17 protein-coding genes and 1 pseudogene are annotated in these 18,015 nt (G+C 73.1%); 15 read left to right on the forward strand and 3 right to left on the reverse strand.

The window, feature by feature from the left end; translation table 11 throughout:
- Nucleotides 1-37: 37 nt before the first annotated feature.
- Nucleotides 38-1,240 (reverse strand): pyridoxal phosphate-dependent aminotransferase, encoded by a 1,203-nt coding sequence (locus tag ACF061_RS10605; RefSeq protein ID WP_392266450.1) that lies wholly within the window; start codon nucleotides 1,238-1,240, stop codon nucleotides 38-40.
- Nucleotides 1,241-1,515: 275 nt separating this feature from the next.
- Nucleotides 1,516-1,686: pseudogene (locus ACF061_RS10610) on the reverse strand (GntR family transcriptional regulator); the annotation flags it as partial.
- Here ACF061_RS10610 and ACF061_RS10615 point away from each other — a divergent pair.
- Nucleotides 1,659-1,940 carry a hypothetical protein gene (locus tag ACF061_RS10615; protein ID WP_392266451.1) on the forward strand — a complete coding sequence of 94 codons (282 nt, stop codon included), beginning with the start codon at nucleotides 1,659-1,661 and terminating at the stop codon, nucleotides 1,938-1,940. The pseudogene ACF061_RS10610 and the gene ACF061_RS10615 overlap by 28 nt on opposite strands.
- Before the next feature lie 170 nt (nucleotides 1,941-2,110).
- On the opposite strand, the gene ACF061_RS10620 is transcribed toward ACF061_RS10615, so the two are convergent.
- Nucleotides 2,111-2,428 (reverse strand): hypothetical protein, encoded by a 318-nt coding sequence (locus ACF061_RS10620; protein WP_392266452.1) that lies wholly within the window; start codon nucleotides 2,426-2,428, stop codon nucleotides 2,111-2,113.
- Nucleotides 2,429-2,844: 416 nt separating this feature from the next.
- On the opposite strand from ACF061_RS10620, the gene ACF061_RS10625 reads away from it, so the two are divergent.
- The 14 genes from ACF061_RS10625 (at nucleotide 2,845) to kynU (ending at nucleotide 17,854) form a co-directional block, all read left to right on the forward strand.
- Nucleotides 2,845-3,114, forward strand: coding sequence for a type II toxin-antitoxin system Phd/YefM family antitoxin (locus ACF061_RS10625; RefSeq protein WP_392266453.1), 270 nt, complete (start codon nucleotides 2,845-2,847; stop codon nucleotides 3,112-3,114).
- A complete protein-coding gene (locus tag ACF061_RS10630) occupies nucleotides 3,104-3,571 on the forward strand; it encodes a type II toxin-antitoxin system VapC family toxin (protein WP_392266454.1) in 468 nt (155 codons plus the stop codon). Before ACF061_RS10625 ends, ACF061_RS10630 begins: the two co-directional genes overlap by 11 nt.
- 1,237 nt (nucleotides 3,572-4,808) lie before the next feature.
- Nucleotides 4,809-5,336 carry a DUF2617 family protein gene (locus ACF061_RS10635; protein WP_392266455.1) on the forward strand — a complete coding sequence of 176 codons (528 nt, stop codon included), beginning with the start codon at nucleotides 4,809-4,811 and terminating at the stop codon, nucleotides 5,334-5,336.
- 89 nt (nucleotides 5,337-5,425) lie between these two features.
- Nucleotides 5,426-7,081, forward strand: a complete 1,656-nt coding sequence (locus ACF061_RS10640; RefSeq protein ID WP_392266456.1) for a polyamine aminopropyltransferase — start codon at nucleotides 5,426-5,428, stop codon at nucleotides 7,079-7,081.
- 495 nt (nucleotides 7,082-7,576) lie between these two features.
- Complete coding sequence (locus tag ACF061_RS10645; RefSeq protein ID WP_392266457.1) at nucleotides 7,577-8,830, forward strand: sensor histidine kinase; 1,254 nt, start codon at nucleotides 7,577-7,579, stop codon at nucleotides 8,828-8,830.
- A complete protein-coding gene (locus tag ACF061_RS10650) occupies nucleotides 8,827-9,504 on the forward strand; it encodes a response regulator (RefSeq protein ID WP_392266458.1) in 678 nt (225 codons plus the stop codon). The genes ACF061_RS10645 and ACF061_RS10650 overlap by 4 nt, the downstream gene beginning before the upstream one ends.
- A gap of 127 nt (nucleotides 9,505-9,631) precedes the next feature.
- Nucleotides 9,632-10,690 carry an SRPBCC domain-containing protein gene (locus ACF061_RS10655; protein WP_392266459.1) on the forward strand — a complete coding sequence of 353 codons (1,059 nt, stop codon included), beginning with the start codon at nucleotides 9,632-9,634 and terminating at the stop codon, nucleotides 10,688-10,690.
- Between the two features lie 62 nt (nucleotides 10,691-10,752).
- Nucleotides 10,753-11,541, forward strand: a complete 789-nt coding sequence (locus tag ACF061_RS10660; RefSeq protein ID WP_392266460.1) for an aldose 1-epimerase — start codon at nucleotides 10,753-10,755, stop codon at nucleotides 11,539-11,541.
- A gap of 10 nt (nucleotides 11,542-11,551) precedes the next feature.
- Entirely contained in the window at nucleotides 11,552-12,124 is a 573-nt protein-coding gene (pyrE, locus tag ACF061_RS10665; protein ID WP_392266461.1) for an orotate phosphoribosyltransferase, read from the forward strand.
- 356 nt (nucleotides 12,125-12,480) lie between these two features.
- Nucleotides 12,481-13,512 (forward strand): class II fructose-bisphosphate aldolase, encoded by a 1,032-nt coding sequence (fbaA, locus tag ACF061_RS10670; protein ID WP_392266462.1) that lies wholly within the window; start codon nucleotides 12,481-12,483, stop codon nucleotides 13,510-13,512.
- Between the two features lie 85 nt (nucleotides 13,513-13,597).
- A complete protein-coding gene (locus tag ACF061_RS10675; protein ID WP_392266463.1) occupies nucleotides 13,598-15,148 on the forward strand; it encodes an MFS transporter in 1,551 nt (516 codons plus the stop codon).
- A gap of 4 nt (nucleotides 15,149-15,152) precedes the next feature.
- Complete coding sequence (locus ACF061_RS10680; protein WP_392266464.1) at nucleotides 15,153-15,566, forward strand: DUF3151 domain-containing protein; 414 nt, start codon at nucleotides 15,153-15,155, stop codon at nucleotides 15,564-15,566.
- A gap of 157 nt (nucleotides 15,567-15,723) precedes the next feature.
- A complete protein-coding gene (locus ACF061_RS10685) occupies nucleotides 15,724-16,599 on the forward strand; it encodes a tryptophan 2,3-dioxygenase family protein (RefSeq protein ID WP_392266465.1) in 876 nt (291 codons plus the stop codon).
- The gene (gene kynU / locus ACF061_RS10690) at nucleotides 16,592-17,854 is read left to right on the forward strand and encodes a kynureninase (RefSeq protein WP_392266466.1); all 1,263 of its coding nucleotides are present in this window, start codon (nucleotides 16,592-16,594) and stop codon (nucleotides 17,852-17,854) included. Before ACF061_RS10685 ends, kynU begins: the two co-directional genes overlap by 8 nt.
- Nucleotides 17,855-18,015: the final 161 nt, after the last annotated feature.

Below are 18,015 nucleotides of genomic sequence, written 5' to 3' on the forward strand. Positions count from 1 at the left end.
CGGAAACCGGGTCTCCATGAGCCCCCGACGACGGGCGCTAGTCCGCCAGGGACTTCAGGCGGGCGGCGGCCTCCTCAAGGACCGGGATCCTCTTGCAGAAGGCGAAGCGGACGAAGGGGGCGCCCTCGGCCCGGTGGTCGTAGAAGACCGCGTTCGGGATGGCGACCACGCCTGCCCGCTCCGGCAGCGCACGGCAGAAGGCGAAGCCGTCCGTATGGCCGAGGGGGCGGATGTCGGTCGTGACGAAGTACGTGCCCGCGGGCCGGAACACCTCGAAGCCCGCCTCGGCGAGCCCGGCCGTCAGCACCTCCCGCCTGGCCCGCATGTCGTCCCGGAAGGCGGCGAAGTACGACTCGGGCAGCGCCAGGGCCTCGGCGACCGCGTACTGGAAGGGGCCCGAGGCCACGTACGTCAGGAACTGCTTGGCCGACCGCACCGCCGAGACCAGGCCGGGCGCCGCGGTGATCCAGCCGACCTTCCAGCCGGTGAACGAGAACGTCTTGCCCGCCGAGCCGATCGTCACCGTCCGCTCGCGCATCCCGGGGAGCGTGGCCAGCGGCACGTGCTCGGCGTCGTCGAAGACCAGGTGCTCGTACACCTCGTCGGTGACCACCAGCAGGTCGCGCTCGACGGCCAGCTCGGCGACGGCGCGCAGCTCCTCGCGGGTGAGCACCGTGCCGGTCGGGTTGTGCGGGGTGTTGATCAGCAGCAGCCGGGTCCGGTCGGTCACCGCGGCGCGCAGTTCGTCGAGGTCCAGCCGGAACGTGGCGGCGCCCCCCTCGTGGTGCGGCCGCAGGGTCACCGGAACCCGCCGGCCGCCCGCCATGGCGATGCAGGCCGCGTAGGAGTCGTAGTACGGCTCCAGGGCGACCACCTCGTCCCCGGGTTCCAGCAGTGCCAGCAGGGCGGCCGCGATGGCCTCGGTGGCGCCCGCCGTGACCAGCACCTCCGTGTCCGGGTCGTAGGTGAGGCCGTACCGCCGCTTCTGGTGCTCGGCGACGGCGGCGCGCAGTTCGGGGACGCCGGGGCCCGGCGGGTACTGGTTGCCGCGCCCGTCGCGCAGCGCCCGTACGGCAGCCTCCCGGATCTCCTCGGGGCCGTCGGTGTCGGGGAAGCCCTGCCCCAGGTTGATGGATCCGGTGCTCACGGCCAGGGCGGACATCTCGGCGAAGATCGTCGTGCCGAACTCGGCCAGCCTGCGGTTGAGGACGGGGCGTTCGCTGGAGGTCATGCCGGCCATCCTGCGTCGAAGCTCTGTACTTCCTCAACACTGCTTCGCCGATGAGTACCCGTGCCGGTAGCCGAATCACCGTCTTTGAGCAGGGGAAGGGCTGGCATCGGCTGTCGTCATCTGTCGTCGTCGGCCACCCTCGGACGGCCCACAGACGGCCCGGCACCGGCCCCTCGTCGCCGTGCCTCCCAGGGAATCTGCCGCTCGATCCGGCACGGAGGCGGGACGGCGCACGGTCCGGCCACGACGTCCGTAGACCCGGTGGGCTACGTGTCTGCCGCCGGCTACCGGCTGATCGGGATCTCGTAGACGATCTCGCAGTGCGCGGCGGGCACCACGAGGTCCGCCGTCTCCACGGGGCGGCCCTGGTCGCTGTAGTAGGTCCGGCGAATGTGGGTGACCAGAGCGGCCTTCTGGTTGCCGAGCAGTGACGCCTCCTCGACGGTGGCCTGCCGCGCCGTGGTCCGGACCCGACGGCAAGCCCTGCTACCTCAGCACCGACGACGGCGACGGCTATATGTCCCGCCTGGCGGACAACATCGACTCGGTCCAACTCGGTATTGCCGCTGGACTGCTGGAGCAGGCGCAGAAAGCACTCGACGACTCGGACGCGGAACCGGAGGAACTACGAGTCCTAGCGGCGAAGTTGGCAGGAGCCCTGGGGGACGCGCTCCGAGTAGCGACCAGCCGCGGTGCCCGCCTGCGATGACCACACCTCCAGTTCCTGCGGCCTGACCTGCCGGTCTACTGATCGCCGGTCTGGCTGACCAGCAGGACTGAACGAGCCCACAGCTCTGACCAGGTCAGGTGCCGTGGGCTTCTGTCGTTGTCGGTCGGCGTCGGGTGACCTCGGACGGCCTAGAGACGGCCCAGCGGAGATCACTCGTCCGCTGCCGGCCACTCATCGAGCCGGACCTTGACCTGGTGGTTGTGGGCGGCGTGCCAGAGGACCTCCCCACTAACGAAGGTCCCAAGGGCCGGGAGGCCCACCCCGTGCGGCATGGCCGTGATCTCCGCCAGCGCTATGGCGTTCGCCACGCCGTCTATACGTATGAAGACCCCGAAGCGCTGGCGACCGATGACCTCGCCGGTGATCCGGGCCTCGACGGGCAGAGCCGCGACGGTTGCCTCCCAGCTCTCCCGCACCAAGTTCGCGGCCGGCACTTCAGGGCCCGCGGGCCAGACGTACTCCTCCATCGGTAGATCATGACGTGCTGGGACCGGCGGTTAGAAGATGCGGGCACGCCTTGGTGGGGCGGCTCGGCGGCACCGTGCCGGGCCGCCGAGCGCTGCTGCCGTCTGCCGTCGTTGCCGTCAGCGTTGCCGTCACTGCCGTCGGTGGCAACGCCGTGTGAGCCCCGCTTTGGGAGTTCGATCCGTGTCTCCTCCTGCCGCCACTGCTCACTGGCACGGTGGCCGGGCAGGGGTGCTGGGGTGCGACTCCGTCCGGCATCGTTGATGTCAGCCGTGGATGTCAAAGGCCTTTTGGATCCATAGCTCCCACTGGATCGATCAGTGAAGGCCATACCTGGCCGCTACGGCCGAAGGTGTGTCGGCGCAAGCCTTCGGCCGTCATGTGCCACCTGGTAGCACCCGGTGCTACCTTGGTTGGTATGAGCGTTCAGCCCGAAATCACCCAACGGGATCTACGCAGCCGGTCCCGAGAGATCATGGATGCCATACAGGGCGGTCAGTCATTCACCGTCACCCGCGACGGACATCCGATCGGACAGCTCGTCCCGCTGCGTCGACGCCGCCGGTTCGTCTCCCGCCAGGAGTTCGCCGCGATGTCCAGGAGCGCCCCCGGCATCGACCTTGACAGGTTCCGCGCCGATCAGGACGCCACGGCCGACACCTACCCGGACGATCCCTATGACCGCTGACCGCTCGACGCGTCAACAGGGCCTCCTCGACACCAACATCATGATTCTGCGCCGCTGGGTGGCACCCGAGGAGCTACCGGACGAAATGGCGATCACCGCCATCACCCTGGCCGAGTTGTCCGCCGGTCCGCACGAGGTCCGTCGCAACGACGAACAGAGCAGCTACGACGAACACGCCGAACGCGCCCGCAGGCTCGACGTCCTGCAACGCGCCGAGAACGAGTTCGACCCCATCCCCTTCGATGCCGAAGCGGCCCGCATCTACGGCCGTATCTGTGCCGCAGTGATCAGCGCCGGCCGCAAGCCACGCCGCCGGGTGGCCGACCTGATGATCGCTGCGATCGCTGTGGCTGAGAACCTTCCCCTCTTCACCACCAACCCCGACGACTTCAAAGGGCTGGACGACCTCCTCACCGTCGTGCCGGTCACCCGCCCGAGGGTGCCCCACGAAGGCTGACGGCAGGGCGCTGGTGCGGCGTGAGCGCACCGGGGCAAGGACGTGATCACGCAGCAGGGCCGGTTCGAGGGATCAAGCCCTTCGAAGCGGCCCTGTGCCGTGTGCCCCCGGCAGGATTCGAACCTGCGACACCCGCTTTAGGAGTTCGACCCGGGTCGCGTCGGAGGCCAGCATCGCGATCGCGTCCCTTACGAGCTTTCTGCGCCCGACCCTTGCGCTTCCGAGATCGCGTCCCGGCTGTGTCCAGCTTCTCAACATCGATGAGGCTCGATGGATACGCAGGGTCACCACCGTTCAAGTCGTAAGCCACGAACCACTCGCTCACAGTTCCCCCAAGGTCTAACTCTGATGGACAGCCGTTCCATCGGCAGGGCCGGCTCTTCCAAGCCCATCAAGGCCGCTTCACCGTTGCCCCTCAGAACTTCCTCAAGTGTGCTTTGGCCCGAAGGGCGGCCGGGCATGACCGGGGCACGCAGCGAGCGATGCGCCCACGGGGGGCGTTCCCGGGGAGTCGAACCCGGGGGAACGGAAGGAGCGTGACGCCATGGTCTTCGGCATCGTCCTGGCGGTGATCGCGGTACTGGTCGTGGCCGCCGTGGCCCGGGGAAGGGCCCGCGGCCGGCGGGTCCGGCTGTCCAAGGGGCGGCGCGCGGGAGCGTACAGCGGGAGTGGGGGGGGGGGGGGGGCCGCCGGGTGGTGGGCCTCGGGTGACACCGGCTCGTCCTCGGACGGTCACCACTCGGGCGGCCACTCGGGCGGCCACCACTCCTGCGGAGGGCACTCCTCGTGCGGCGGCGGTTCGTCGTGCGGTGGCGGCTCCTCGTGCGGGGGCGGATGCGGCGGAGGCAGCTGACCCGGGGCGGCCGAGCTCCGGGGCCCGGCCGCCACCGGGCCCGGCGCGGGCCGCTTACGCGCCGGGGTGCCCGCCGGGGCGCACTTCTCTACGGGCGCCCCGGCGCGCGCCGGAGAACGCGCTGAGGCGCACGCCCTGGCGCACGCCGTGGTTGAACAGTTGAGCTGCATGGCCCTCTGAGGGATGGAAACCCTACGAAGTTGGGTAAAAAAGCTGTGGCGGCACCGCCGTTCGTGATTCCCTCTAACTCGCCGACGAAGCCCCCACGACGTCCTGCTCACACCCTTTCTGAACTGGGCTGACCGGGCCGTCCTCCCCGCGTCGAGTCGGGGTGCGCCGGCCCTCCCGAACCCCTCTTCTTAAGCGTGCCAGCGGAGCCGATCCATGCTCACGACCCTGAACACCTCCTACACCGACACGCGTGCGGCCGACCTCGCCTGGGCGCTGGGGCGCGAGCCGCTGCCCGCACTCGCCACGCTCGACCTCGAACTGTCCGGCGCCAAGCTCCAGTTGAGACTCCTCGGCGCCTCCCACCAGGTCATCCTGGAGGAGGGGTGGGGGCTGTGTTCGGAGACGGTGGCGTGCATCGCGGGTTCCAGCACGCCCCTGCCGCTCGGCGTCGCCAAGCGGGCCGGCGACTGGGAGTACGAGTTCGCCGCCCGTGTCGAGGTGCTGTCGCCGGGCTCGTTCGTCGGCCGCGCCCAGGAGCTGCTGGCTCTCGTCTCCGACCACCCCAACGGCCTGGCCGGTGTCTTCCCGGGCAGTCCGCACGCGTTCACCGCCATGCTGGCGCAGCGCCAGGAGGGGCAGGTGCACTGGCGCACCTGGCACGCCTACCCGCAGGACGGCCAGTTGGTGGCGACCCGGACCCGGGTGGGGGCGCGCCGGCCCGCGCCGGTTCCCGCCAACTGAGCGCTCTCAAACACCGGATGCCTCATCTGCCCCGGTTTCACACGTGTGGGTGACGAAGCGTGCATCACCCGTGACGTAACGTCGCAGTCGTGATCGAACCGCACGCCCCGGCCCCACCCCGCCCGGTTCCACCCCGCCCGGCGCCACCCCGGTGTGGTCCCGCCCGGCTGCCCGTCCGGCCGGGAACCGGCCGGTTCCTCGTCCTCGCGGGCGTCTTCGTCTGCGCGGCCTGCGGACTCGTCTACGAACTCGAACTGGTCGCGCTGGCCTCGTACCTGATGGGTGACTCGGTCACCCAGGCGTCCGTCGTGCTGTCCGTGATGGTCTTCGCGATGGGCATCGGCTCGCTCGCCGCGAAGCGGCTGCGCCGGCACGCCGCCATCGGCTTCGGCGCGATCGAGGTGGCCCTCGCCCTGGTCGGCGGGTGCAGCGCCATGGCGCTCTACGCCGTCTTCGCCTGGACCGGCGGCTGGGGCGGCTTCTGGGTGAACGGTCCGCGCTGGCTCCTGGTCGCCTTCTCGCTCGCCATCGGCCTGCTGATCGGCGCCGAGGTGCCGCTGCTGATGGAGCTGATCCAGCGCATCCGCCGCCAGGACGCGGGCGGCGCGGTCGCCGACCTGTTCGCCGCCGACTACGTCGGCGCGCTCGTCGGCGGCCTCGCCTTCCCGTTCCTGTTGCTGCCGCTGCTGGGCCAGTTGACCGGCGCGCTGCTCACCGGCGCGGTCAACATCGTGGCCGGCGGCACCCTCGTCCTGGGCCTGTTCCGGCGGGACCTCACTCCGCGCGGGCGCCGGCTGCTGCTCGTCGCGGGCCTCGCCGTGCTCGGTCTGCTCGCCTCGGCCGCCGCCCTGGTCGGCGACTTCGAACGGGCCGCGCGGCAGGCGGTGTACGGCGACGGCGTCCGCGTGGCGGTGCGGACCGGAGTCCAGGAGATCGTCCTCACCGGCGGCGTCCGCGGCCGCCCGCTGGACCTGTTCCTCGACGGCCGGTTGCGGGTCAGCGGACAGGACGAGCGCCGGTACCACGAGGCGCTGGTCCATCCGGCGATGACCGGACCGCACGCGCGGGTGCTGATCCTCGGCGGCGGCGACGGACTCGCCGCCCGCGAGGTGCTGCGCCACCCCGGGGTGGACCGGGTGGACGTCGTCGAACTCGACCCGGCCGTGGTCCGGCTGGCGCGCACCGACCCGGCACTGGCCCGGCTGAACGGCGGGGTCTACGGCGACCGGCGGGTCCACGTGACCACGGCCGACGCCTTCGGCCGGCTGCGGGCGGTACCGGCGGCGGCGTACGACGTGGTGGTCGAGGACCTGCCCGACCCGGGCATCACGGCGAGCGCCAAGCTCTACTCGCAGGAGTTCTACGGCCTGGCCCGGCGAGCCCTGGCGCCCGGTGGACGGCTGGCGGTGCACGCGGGCCCGTTCTCCTCCCGGCCCGGCGTGTTCTGGACGGTCGAGGCCACCGTCCGCGCCGCCGGGCTGGACACCGTCCCCTACCGGGTGGGCGGCCGGGACTCCGGCTTCGCCGCCGGTCCCGACCGTGCGGCCGGCGCCTCCCGCGCCCTGCGCGACTGGGGCTTCGTCCTGGCCGCGCGCACCCCGCCACCGCTGGGCCTGGACCCACGGGCCCCACGCCCGCGCACACTGACCGAGGCCGCGCTCGCGGCGGACGTCCGTGCCGCCGTCCGGGCCAGGGTTCGCGGGCTGCCGCCTTCGACGGTCGTCCACCCGCGTTACGCCGACTGATCCGCGCTCGCGGCGGACGTCCGTGCCGCCGTCCGGGGCCAGGGTTCGCGGGTTGCCGCCTTCGACGGTCGTCCACCCGCGCGTCCACCCGCGTTGCGCCGACCGACCCGCGCCCGCGGCCCGGCGGCCCGTCCCTCCCCCGGAGCGGGACGGGCCGCCTGCCTTCCCCCGTGGCGGCCGGGCATCGGGCGGCGCACCGGATGGCCGGGCACGCACCCGCCGGCCCGGGCCGCTGCCGGAGACCTCTCCGGCCGAGCCGCCCCCACCGCCGTCGTCGTGCCCCCGGCCGGCGTCTGCTCCCGCCGGTACCGGCCCTCCGTCGCGTCCCCCGTCGCGCCGTCGCCCACAGAACGTACGGGCGGCCCGTGCGGCCGCGCGTCCCGCACCGGGTGGATCTCGTCGTCAACCGTCGCGGTAGCCGCCCGGTGGCTGCAACTTCCGGCGTACGGCAGGAGGTTGACGCGAGGGTCCGCACACCGGGTTTACGCTGCGGCGGTGCGGATCCACCCCCTGGCGGTCGACGGCCTGACGGCCCTGGTGCCGACGACCGTGGCGTGCCTGCTCGGCGCCGAGGCCGGCGGCCAGGGGTGGCCCCGGCTCGGCGTGCTCGCCTGGACGCTCGTCGCCCTGACCAACCTGCCGCTCGCCCTGCGCGGCCGGGCCCCCGTCGCCGTCCTGCTCCTCGTCCACCTGTGCTGGCTCGGCTACGTGACCCTCGGGTACTGGCCGGTGGTGAACTCCCCGGCCGCCATGGTCGCCCTCTACACGGTGGCCGCCACCCGGCCCACCCGGACCACCGCGGTGTGCGCCGTCCTGCTGGGCGGCGTGTGGATCTACGCCGGAGTGGTCAGCGGGTCCGACACGATGGCGTCCGTCGTGGGTCAGGCGATCGGCTATCCGCTGGTCCTGTGGCGGTTCGGCCACCTCGCCCGCAGGAGCGCCGAACTGACCGTGCGGCTGCGCGCCGAGCAGGCCGAGCGGGCCCGCCGTGAGGTCGCCGAGGAGCGGGTGCGGATCGCGCGCGAACTGCACGACGTGGTCGCTCACCACATCGCGGTCATCAACGTCCAGGCGGGCCTGGCCCGGTTCGTCTTCGACTCCGACGCGCCCACCGCGCGCACGGCGCTCACCACCATCGGCACCGCCAGCGGTGAGGCACTGGCCGAACTGCGGCGCATGCTCGGGCTGCTGCGCGCGGACGGCGGGGACGGCGCGGAGGAGGGAGTCGCCGCCACCGAGCCGGCGCCCGGACTCGACCGGCTGGAGGAGATGGTGGAGCGGGTCCGCGCGGGCGGCGTCCCGGTCGAGCTGCGGGTGCGCGGCGAGCCCCGGCCGCTGCCCTCCGGTGTGCAGCTCTGCGTCTACCGGGTCGTCCAGGAGGCGCTGACGAACGTGCTGAAGCACGCTCCGGGGGCCGCCGCCGCCGTGGAACTCGTGTACCGGGCGGGCGGGATACGGGTGAGCGTCACCGACGACGGGAGGAGCCGCGGCGGCCCGCGGCACGAGGAGGGCCACGGCGCGGAGCACAGCGCGGGATCCGGTGAGCCCGGCAGGGAGCGCGGGAGGGGGGTGGATCAGGACAGAATGCCGAAGCCCAAGGGCCATGGGTTGATCGGCATGCGCGAGCGCGCCAAGCTCTACGGCGGGACGATCGCCGTCGGCCCGCGGCGCGAAGGGGGATTCGGCGTGCATCTGACCCTTCCGACATCGGAACAGGCCGCACGCCGGGGAGACGCCGTCACGGAATGATCAGAGTGCTGGTGGTCGACGACCAGTTCCTCGTGCGCAGCGGACTGGTCGCGCTGCTGCGCGCCGCCTCCGGCATGGAGGTGGTCGCGGAGGCGGCCGACGGGGCGGAAGCGGTGTCGCTCGCCGCCCGGACCCGCCCGGACGTCGTCCTGATGGACATCCGCATGCCCGGGATGACGGGCGTCGAGGCGACCCGGCGCATCCTCGCCGACGCGACGGACCCGGCCCCGCGCGTCCTGATCCTCACCACCTTCGACCTCGACGAGTACGTGTACGGCGCCCTGCGGGCCGGCGCGGCCGGCTTCCTTCTGAAGGACGCCGGTCCGGAACGCCTGCTGGCCGCGGTGACCGCCGTGCACGGCGGCGACTCCCTGTTCGCGCCGGTGGTCACCCGGCGGCTGGTGGAGGCGTTCACCGAACGCCCGGAGCGCGCGCCGGGGCCCGTCGACTCCCCGGCCGGTCTGCACGCCCTGACCGGCCGCGAGGTCGAGGTCCTCAGACTGGTCGCCCGGGGCCTGACCAACGCCGAGGCCGCCGACCGCCTGTTCATCAGCGAGGCCACGGTCAAGACCCACCTCAACCGCACCATGACCAAACTGAGCCTGGCCAGCCGGGCCCAGGCGGTGGTGATGGCGTACGAGACGGGGCTGGTCCGGCCGGGCGATGAGGGCTGACGCACGGGGCGTGACGCGGCGCACGGACCCGGTCGCGGCACGCGCCGCCGGGGCGTCCGCGACCGCCTGGACACGTCACGGGCCGGGGGAGGGTATTCACAGCCGTCACTGGGTAATGTCGGCAGACATGGAGCACGAGGTGTTCGTTGCGGTTCCGGCCCGGCGGCTGCGGGCGGCGCTCGCCGACCCCGTCCAGGTTGCCCGGGCGGTCCCCGGGCTCCAGCAGGACGCGGGCACCGAGCCCGTCGCCGGTCGCCTGAAGCTGCGGATCGGCGGCCACTCCATCACCTACCGGGGCGCCCTGCGCGTCCTGGCCCGCGACGACGGCACGTACGCCGTCGAGGGCGAGGCGACCGAGTCCCGGGGCACCGGTTCGGTGAAGCTCGCGCTCACGCTGCGCCTACGGGACACCGACGACGGCGCGACCCTCACCGTCGACGGCACCGCCTCGGCCGACGGCAGGGTCGCCGAGCTGGCCCCGGACTCCGTACGGGCCGCCGTCGTACGGCTGCTGAACCGGTGCGCGGAGAACCTGGCCGAGGGGACGGCCGAGCCGGCGGGCGGAACGGGGGCCGGTGCGGAGACCGGCCCCGGGCCGGAGGGCGGGGAGCCGGAGTCCGCGACGGAGCTCGCGACGGAGGACTTCGCCCCGCTGGCCACGGGCGACTTCGAGGCCGCGCCGGACGCGGACGACGCGCCGAAGCCGCCCCCCGGCGACACCGGGGGAGACGCCACCGGACGGGAACCCGCGGAGGCGGGTTCCGCCGGGCCAGGGCCCGCCGAGCCGTCCGAGCACACCTCCGTCTTCGACACCGAGGTCCCGCCGCCCTCCCTCGATCCGTCGGCCGAGTACGACGACCACGACCACGACCACGACGACCAGGGCGACCACGAGGAACACGGCGACGACGGGGAAGGGGTGGCGGGCCCGGCCGGTGGCCGCCGCCGCTCCGGGGAGTTCACCGAGGCCGCCGAGCCGCCCGCCGAGGCGGCACACGCCCGGCGCACGATGATCGGGCGCAGCGCGGAGGAGGTGGACCACGCCCCGCCGCGCGGCCGCTACGCACCCGTCCCCGCCCCGCTCACCGTCTCCGCCGGCTCCGCCCTGCGCTGGGCGGCACCCGCCGCGGCGCTGGTCGTGGCCGGGGCGATCGTCATGGGCAGGGCGCTGCGCCGCCGCCGCTGACACGGCGGCGCGCGGCCGGCCGACGGAAAACACCCTCTTGATCGGCCCAGTAGCCTCGTCCCGTGAGTAACGAAGACATCACGCTGACCGCGGGCGACGCGGAAGCGACCGTGCAGCCGGGCAACGGCGGCCGCATCGGAGGGCTCCGGGTGGGCGGACTGGAGCTGCTCCGCCAGGGCCAGAAGTTCGGCTGCTTCCCGATGGTTCCCTGGTGCGGACGGATCCGCGAGGGCATGTTCCGGGACGGCGCCACCGTCCACCGGATGCCGCTCAACTCCCCGCCGCACGCCATCCACGGCACCGCCCGCGACGGCGCCTGGCGCACGGCCCGCACCTCGGCGAACGAGGCGGTGATCACCTATGAGCTCGTCGAGCCCTGGCCCTACCCCGGGATCGTCACGCAGGTGGTCACCCTCACCGAGGACGCCCTGACGCTGACGATGTCGGTGGAGACGTACGACTCCTCCTTCCCGGCCCAGATCGGCTGGCACCCCTGGTTCAACCGCAACCTCGGCGGCGCGGACGTACGGCTGGACTTCCGGCCGGCCTGGCAGGAGGAGCGCGGTGCCGACCACCTGCCCACCGGGAACCGCCTCGAACCCGGGCCCGGTCCCTGGGACGACTGCTTCGGCATGCCCGACGGCGTCGACGTCACGCTCACCTGGCCCGAGCGGCTCGAACTGCGGGTGACCAGCCCCGAGGAGTGGGTCGTGGTCTACGACGAGCAGGAGGCCGCCGTGTGCGTGGAGCCGCAGACCGGCCCGCCCAACGGACTGAACACCCGTCCGCGCCTGGTCACGCCCCTGGAACCGCTCGAGGCCACGACCACCTGGGCCTGGCGGCGCGCTTAAGCTGGCTGCCATGAGTGAGGTCAACGCAGGAACGCCGTCGGGCGCACGCGGCGAGCTGCTGCAGCAGATCAAGGACAAGGCCGTGGTGCACGGCAAGGTGACCCTGTCATCGGGTCTGGAGGCCGACTACTACGTCGACCTGCGCCGCATCACCCTCGACGGTGAGGCGGCCCCGCTGGTCGGACAGGTGCTGCTCGACCTGACCGCGGACTTCGACTTCGACGCGGTCGGCGGCCTGACGATGGGCGCCGACCCGGTCGCGGCGTCGATGCTGCACGCGGCCGCCGCGCGCGGGCGGAAGCTGGACGCCTTCGTGGTGCGCAAGGCGGCCAAGGCGCACGGGCTGCAGCGGCGCGTGGAGGGCCCGGAGATCAAGGGCCGCCGGGTCCTGGTCGTCGAGGACACCTCCACCACCGGCGGTTCCCCGCTCACCGCCGTGGAGGCGGTGCGCGAGGCGGGCGCCGAGGTGGTCGCGGTCGCGACGATCGTCGACCGGGCCACGGGCGCGGCCGAGAAGATCCAGGAGGGCGCCGGGGTGCCGTACGTCTTCGCGTACTCCAAGGACGAGCTGGGCCTGGACTGAGGCGTGGGCGGCGGTCCGGGCGGGAATCCGGACCGCGCGGCCCACCGTGCCGTGGATGCGCGGGTGCGCGGCGGACGTGCCGCCGCTGCCGTCGGCACCGGCGGCGTGCGACCTACCGCGTGGCCGGCGTGCGACCTACCGCGTGGCCGGCGTGCGACCTACCGCGTGGCCGGCGTGCGACCTACCGCGTGGCCGGTGTGCGGCCCAGCCCACCGTGCGACCCGTCATCCACAGGCTGGACAGGGTGTCCGTAGCATCCGGCCGGGTCTGCGAAGATGGGGCCGACGATGACGTCACTCCCTAGGTCAGGGCCGTAAGCACGCAGAACGCACCCCGCACATACAAGGAGCGGACAGATGCCCATCGCAACCCCCGAGGTCTACAACGAGATGCTCGACCGGGCGAAGGCAGGCAAGTTCGCCTACCCGGCCATCAACGTGACGTCCTCCCAGACCCTGCACGCGGCCCTGCGCGGTTTCGCGGAGGCGGAGAGCGACGGCATCGTCCAGATCTCCACGGGTGGAGCCGAGTTCCTGGGCGGCCAGTACAGCAAGGACATGGTCACCGGCGCCGTGGCCCTGGCCGAGTTCGCGCACATCGTGGCCGAGAAGTACCCGGTCAACATCGCGCTGCACACGGACCACTGCCCGAAGGACAAGCTCGACGGGTACGTCCGTCCGCTGCTCGCGCTCTCCAAGAAGCGCGTCGAGGCCGGTCTGAACCCGCTGTTCCAGTCCCACATGTGGGACGGCTCCGCCGAGACCCTGGCCGACAACCTCCGGATCGCGCAGGAACTGCTGGAGCAGGCGCGCGCCGCGAAGATCGTCCTCGAGGTCGAGATCACCCCGACCGGCGGCGAGGAGGACGGCGTCTCGCACGAGATCAACGACTCCCTCTACACCACGGTCGACGACGCGATCCGCACCGCCGAGGCGCTCGGCCTGGGCGAGAAGGGCCGCTACCTGCTGGCCGCCTCCTTCGGCAACGTCCACGGCGTGTACAAGCCGGGCAACGTCGTGCTCCGTCCCGACCTGCTGAAGGAGCTCAACGAGGGCGTGGCGGCGAAGTACGACAAGCCGGCCGGCGCGCAGCCGTTCGACTTCGTCTTCCACGGCGGCTCCGGCTCCACGGAGGAGGAGATCCGCACCGCGCTGGAGAACGGCGTGGTCAAGATGAACATCGACACCGACACCCAGTACGCCTTCACGCGTCCGGTCGTCGACCACGTGTTCAGGAACTACGACGGCGTCCTGAAGGTCGACGGCGAGGTCGGCTCGAAGAAGACGTACGACCCGCGCACCTGGGGCAAGCTGGCCGAGGCGGGCATGGCCGCGCGTGTGGTCGAGGCCTGCGGCAACCTGCGCTCGACCGGCACCCGGATCAAGTAACCGGCGCCCGCGACGGGCCCGGCGCGACACGCGCCGGGCCCGTCGCCGTCTGGCCGCGCGGCGGCCGACGCGGGATGATCCGGGCATGGCCGTCCCCGCACAGCACGCACAGCGCGGCCCCGAGGTCAGGATCTCCACCCCCACCGCGAAGTGGATCCTGTTCACCACGGTGCTCGGCTCCAGCATGGCCATGCTGGACTCGACCGTCGTCAACGTCGCCCTGCCCCGCATCGGCCGCGACCTGAACGCGAACCTGGCCACCCTCCAGTGGACCGTCAACGCGTACATGCTCACCCTGGCCGGTCTGATCCTCCTCGGCGGCTCCCTCGGAGACCGCTACGGCCGCCGCCGGATCTTCCTGCTCGGCGTCGTCTGGTTCGCCACCGCGTCCCTGTTGTGCGGCCTCGCCACCGGCCCGGTCTTCCTCGTCGCCGCTCGCGCCCTGCAAGGCATCGGCGGCGCCCTCCTGACCCCCGGCTCGCTCGCCCTCATCCAGGCCTCCTTCCATCCCGATGACCGGGGCAGGGCCGTGGGCCTGTGGTCCGGGTTCGGCGGCATCGGTGCGGCCGTCGGCCCGTTCCTCGGCGGCTGGCTGGTGAGCGGCCCCGGCTGGCGCTGGGTCTTCCTGCTCAACGTCCCGCTCGCCCTGCTCTGCGTCCCCGTCGCCGTGCGCCACGTGCCCGAGTCCGCCGACGAACGGGCCCACGGCCGCTTCGACGTGCTCGGCGCCGTCCTCGGCGCCCTCGCGCTCGCCCTGGTGACGTACGCCCTGATCGAGGCCCGCGGCGGCTCCCTGGTCGTCGCGCTCACCGCGGTCGCCGGAGTGGCCGCGGGCGTCGCCTTCGCCTACGTGGAGAAGCACCGCCCGGATCCCATGCTGCCGCCGGACATCTTCGCCTCCCGCCAGTTCACCGCGGTCAACCTGGTCACCCTGTGCGTGTACGCGGCGTTCGGCGGCTTCTTCTTCCTGACCGCCGTCCAGCTCCAGGTCGTCGCCGGGTACTCGCCGCTGCGGGCCGGCACCGCCCTGCTGCCCACGACCGTCCTCATGCTGCTGTTCTCCGCCCGTTCGGGCGCCCTGGCCGACCGGATCGGCCCGCGCGCCCCGCTCACCGTCGGCCCGCTGCTCTGCGCGGCCGGGATGATGCTGATGCTGCGGGTCGGCGAGGGAGCCGGCTACCTCACCGACGTCCTGCCCGCCGTGCTGGTCATGGGCGCGGGCATGGTGACCCTGGTCGCCCCGCTGACCGCCACCGTGCTCGCCTCGGTGGACAGCTCCCGCGCGGGCCTGGCGAGCGGCATCAACAACGCGGCCGCCCGCGCCGCCGGCCTGATCGCGGTGGCCGCGCTGCCGCTGCTGGCCGGGATGGGACCGGAGGCCTACCGCTCGGCGTACGCCTTCGACGCCGCGTTCCGGCGGGCGATGCCGATCTGTGCGGCGGTGCTGGTGGCGGGCGCGGTCCTCGCCTTCGCGACGGTCCGCCGCCCGGCCCCGGACTGCCGGCACCCGGAATGCCGCACCCACGGCTCCGTGACGGCTCCACCGCTGGAACCGGGGCGGCGCCCGAGGGGCGGCGGTGCCGGGCCGTCGTCCGGACCGCCATCGCGGACCGGGCCGGCCGATGCAGCAGACTGATCCCATGACCATTCACGAGAACCTCCTCGGCGGGCCGCCCCCCACCCACCTCCCCGACGACCCGCAGCCGCGCGAGCTGCTCGCCGAGGGCGCCTCGCCCACCGACGTCGCCGCGCGCTACCCGGCGTCCTCGCTGGCCTGGGCCCAGCTCGCCGACGACGCGTTCCAGCGGGGCGCGGCGGTGGAGTCGTACGCGTACGCCCGTACGGGCTACCACCGCGGCCTGGACGCGCTGCGCCGCAGCGGCTGGAAGGGCCACGGCCCGGTCCCGTGGGAGCACGAGCCGAACCGCGGCTTCCTGCGCGCCCTGCACGCCCTCGCCCGCGCCGCCGGGGCGATCGGCGAGCAGGAGGAGTACGAGCGCTGCTCGCAGTTCCTGAAGGACTCCTCGGAGACGGCCGCCCGCACCCTGGGCTGATCCGTCCGCCGGTTCCGGTCGCGTCCGGCAGGCCCGCCCGCCTGGGCGGGCCTTGCGATCTGTCCGGATGATACGGAGGATGCCGATGGGGACCGGGGCCCCCGTGCCGGCATCGGCAGGGGCGGACCGCTACCCGGAGTACATGCAGGAGACAGCGATGTCCCAAACGGCTCGCCCGAACCCCCGGCCCGCCGAGGACCCTCACCTCGCCGAGGACGCTGAGCCCGAGACCCCGCATCTCGACTTCGAGGGCACGACGCCGTACGAGGACTACGTGAAGGCGGACGTGCTCACCCACCTCCAGCAGACCCTCTCCGACGATCCCGGGGAAATGGTCTTCCTGGTCACCACCCAGGTCATGGAGCTGTGGTTCACCGTCATCGTCCACGAGTGGGAGACCGCGGCGCGCGCCCTGCGCGCGGACGACGTGCCCACGGCGATCGCCGCGCTGAAGCGGTCCGTACGCGAGCTGGAGGCGCTGAACGCCTCCTGGAAGCCGCTCGGACAGCTCACCCCGGCCCAGTTCAACAGCTACCGCGGCGCCCTCGGCGAGGGCTCCGGCTTCCAGTCGGCGATGTACCGCCGCATGGAGTTCCTGCTCGGGGACAAGTCGGCGTCGATGCTCGTCCCGCACCGGGGCGCGCCCCGGGTCCACGCCGAACTGGAGAAGGCGCTGCACGAGCCGAGCCTCTACGACGAGGTGCTGCGGCTGCTCGCCCGGCGCGGGCACGCCATCCCGGACGCCGTGCTGCGACGCGACGTGTCACTGCGCCACGAGCCGTCCCAGGAGGTGGAGGCCGCCTGGACGGCGCTCTACTCCGGCGACCCGGTCGACGAACTGGCCCGTCTCGGCGAGGCGTTGACGGACGTGGCCGAGCTGGTGTGGCGCTGGCGCAACGACCATCTGGTCGCCACCCGCCGCGCGATGGGCGCCAAGTCCGGTACCGGCGGCTCCGCCGGGGTGGCCTGGCTGGAGAAGCGGGCCCGGAAGAACGTGTTCCCCGAGCTGTGGACGGCGAGGTCCCATGTCTGAGCAGACGGTCAAGGCGGAGAAGCTGGACTCCTCGGACGAACTCGCTCACCTGCGCGACCGGTTCGTCCTCGACGGGGGTGTCTACCTGGACGGCAACTCGCTGGGCGCGCTCCCGGCCGGCGTCCCGGACCGGGTCGCGGACGTCGTCCGCCGGCAGTGGGGCGAACTGCGCATCCGCTCCTGGGAGGAGAGCGGCTGGTGGACCGCGCCCGAGCGGACCGGCGACCGGATCGCCCCGCTGGTCGGGGCCGCGCCGGGGCAGATCGTGGTGGGCGACTCGACGAGCGTCAACGTCTTCAAGGCGCTGGTGGCCGCGGTGCGGATGGCCAGGGGGACGGCGGGCGAGGGGGACGTCGACGGCGGCGGTGGAGCCGGCGGCGTGGCCGGTGGCGGTGGCGGTGACGTCGGCCGGGACGAGATCCTGGTCGACGCGACGACCTTCCCCACGGACGGCTACATCGCGCGGTCGGCGGCCCGGATGACCGGCTGCGTCCTGCGGCCGGTGGCGCCCGGGGAGGTGCCCGGAGCCCTCACCCCGCGTACCGCCGCGGTCCTGCTGAACCACGTCGACTACCGCACCGGCCGCCTGCACGACCTGCCCTCGCTCACGGCCGCGGCGCACGCGGCGGGTGCCTACGTCGTCTGGGACCTGTGCCACAGCGCGGGCGCCCTGCCGGTCGGACTCGACGAGCACGGAGTCGGCCTGGCGGTCGGCTGCACGTACAAGTACCTCAACGGCGGTCCGGGCGCACCGGCGTTCCTGTACGTGCGCCGCGAGCTCCAGGACCGGTTCGACTCGCCGCTGCCCGGCTGGAACTCGCACGCCGAGCCGTTCGGCATGCGATCGGAGTACGAGCCGGCCGAGGGCGCCCGGCGCGGCCGGGTCGGCACGCCGGACATCCTCTCCATGCTCGCCCTGGAGTCGGCGCTGGAGGTGTGGGACGGGGTGTCGATCGACGCGGTGCGGGCCAAGTCCCTGGCGCTCACCGACTTCTTCCTGGAATGCGTCGAGGCGTACGTCCCCGCCGGCCGCGTGGAGTCCGTGACCCCGGTGGAGCACGCGGAACGGGGGAGCCAGGTGGCCCTGCGCTGCCCGGACGCCGGGGCCGTGATGAAACGGCTGATCGAGCGGGGCGTGGTCGGCGACTTCCGCCGCCCGGACGTGCTGCGCTTCGGTTTCACCCCGCTGTACGTCGGTTTCGCGGACGTGGAGCGGGCGGCGCGGGTACTGGCCGAGGTGCTCCAGGAGGTCTAGTTCGCGAAGAGCGGCCCGGCCGGGGCGCGGGCCGCTCGTGGCCGCCCCGGCCGCGTTCCGCGCGCCGGCGCGGCGGTCCCCGGCACTGCCGCGGAGCCGTGCCGGGGACCGCGCCCCCACTCCGGCCCGGCGCCCCTCACCGAGCGTGACACGCGCGTGTC

Origin of the sequence: Streptomyces sp. NPDC015220 (genome assembly GCF_043079345.1) — a bacterium.
Classification (GTDB): Bacteria; Actinomycetota; Actinomycetes; order Streptomycetales; family Streptomycetaceae; genus Streptomyces.

What these genes read in the sequence shown, in the direction of transcription:
- ACF061_RS10605 (WP_392266450.1), bottom strand. Translation starts at nt 1,240, where the DNA reads ATGGCCGGCATGACCTCCAGCGAACGCCCCGTCCTCAACCGCAGGCTG.
- ACF061_RS10620 (WP_392266452.1), bottom strand. Translation starts at nt 2,428, where the DNA reads ATGGAGGAGTACGTCTGGCCCGCGGGCCCTGAAGTGCCGGCCGCGAAC.
- ACF061_RS10625 (WP_392266453.1), top strand. Translation starts at nt 2,845, where the DNA reads ATGAGCGTTCAGCCCGAAATCACCCAACGGGATCTACGCAGCCGGTCC.
- ACF061_RS10630 (WP_392266454.1), top strand. Translation starts at nt 3,104, where the DNA reads ATGACCGCTGACCGCTCGACGCGTCAACAGGGCCTCCTCGACACCAAC.
- ACF061_RS10635 (WP_392266455.1), top strand. Translation starts at nt 4,809, where the DNA reads ATGCTCACGACCCTGAACACCTCCTACACCGACACGCGTGCGGCCGAC.
- ACF061_RS10650 (WP_392266458.1), top strand. Translation starts at nt 8,827, where the DNA reads ATGATCAGAGTGCTGGTGGTCGACGACCAGTTCCTCGTGCGCAGCGGA.
- ACF061_RS10655 (WP_392266459.1), top strand. Translation starts at nt 9,632, where the DNA reads ATGGAGCACGAGGTGTTCGTTGCGGTTCCGGCCCGGCGGCTGCGGGCG.
- pyrE (WP_392266461.1), top strand. Translation starts at nt 11,552, where the DNA reads ATGAGTGAGGTCAACGCAGGAACGCCGTCGGGCGCACGCGGCGAGCTG.
- fbaA (WP_392266462.1), top strand. Translation starts at nt 12,481, where the DNA reads ATGCCCATCGCAACCCCCGAGGTCTACAACGAGATGCTCGACCGGGCG.
- ACF061_RS10675 (WP_392266463.1), top strand. Translation starts at nt 13,598, where the DNA reads ATGGCCGTCCCCGCACAGCACGCACAGCGCGGCCCCGAGGTCAGGATC.
- ACF061_RS10680 (WP_392266464.1), top strand. Translation starts at nt 15,153, where the DNA reads ATGACCATTCACGAGAACCTCCTCGGCGGGCCGCCCCCCACCCACCTC.
- ACF061_RS10685 (WP_392266465.1), top strand. Translation starts at nt 15,724, where the DNA reads ATGTCCCAAACGGCTCGCCCGAACCCCCGGCCCGCCGAGGACCCTCAC.
- kynU (WP_392266466.1), top strand. Translation starts at nt 16,592, where the DNA reads ATGTCTGAGCAGACGGTCAAGGCGGAGAAGCTGGACTCCTCGGACGAA.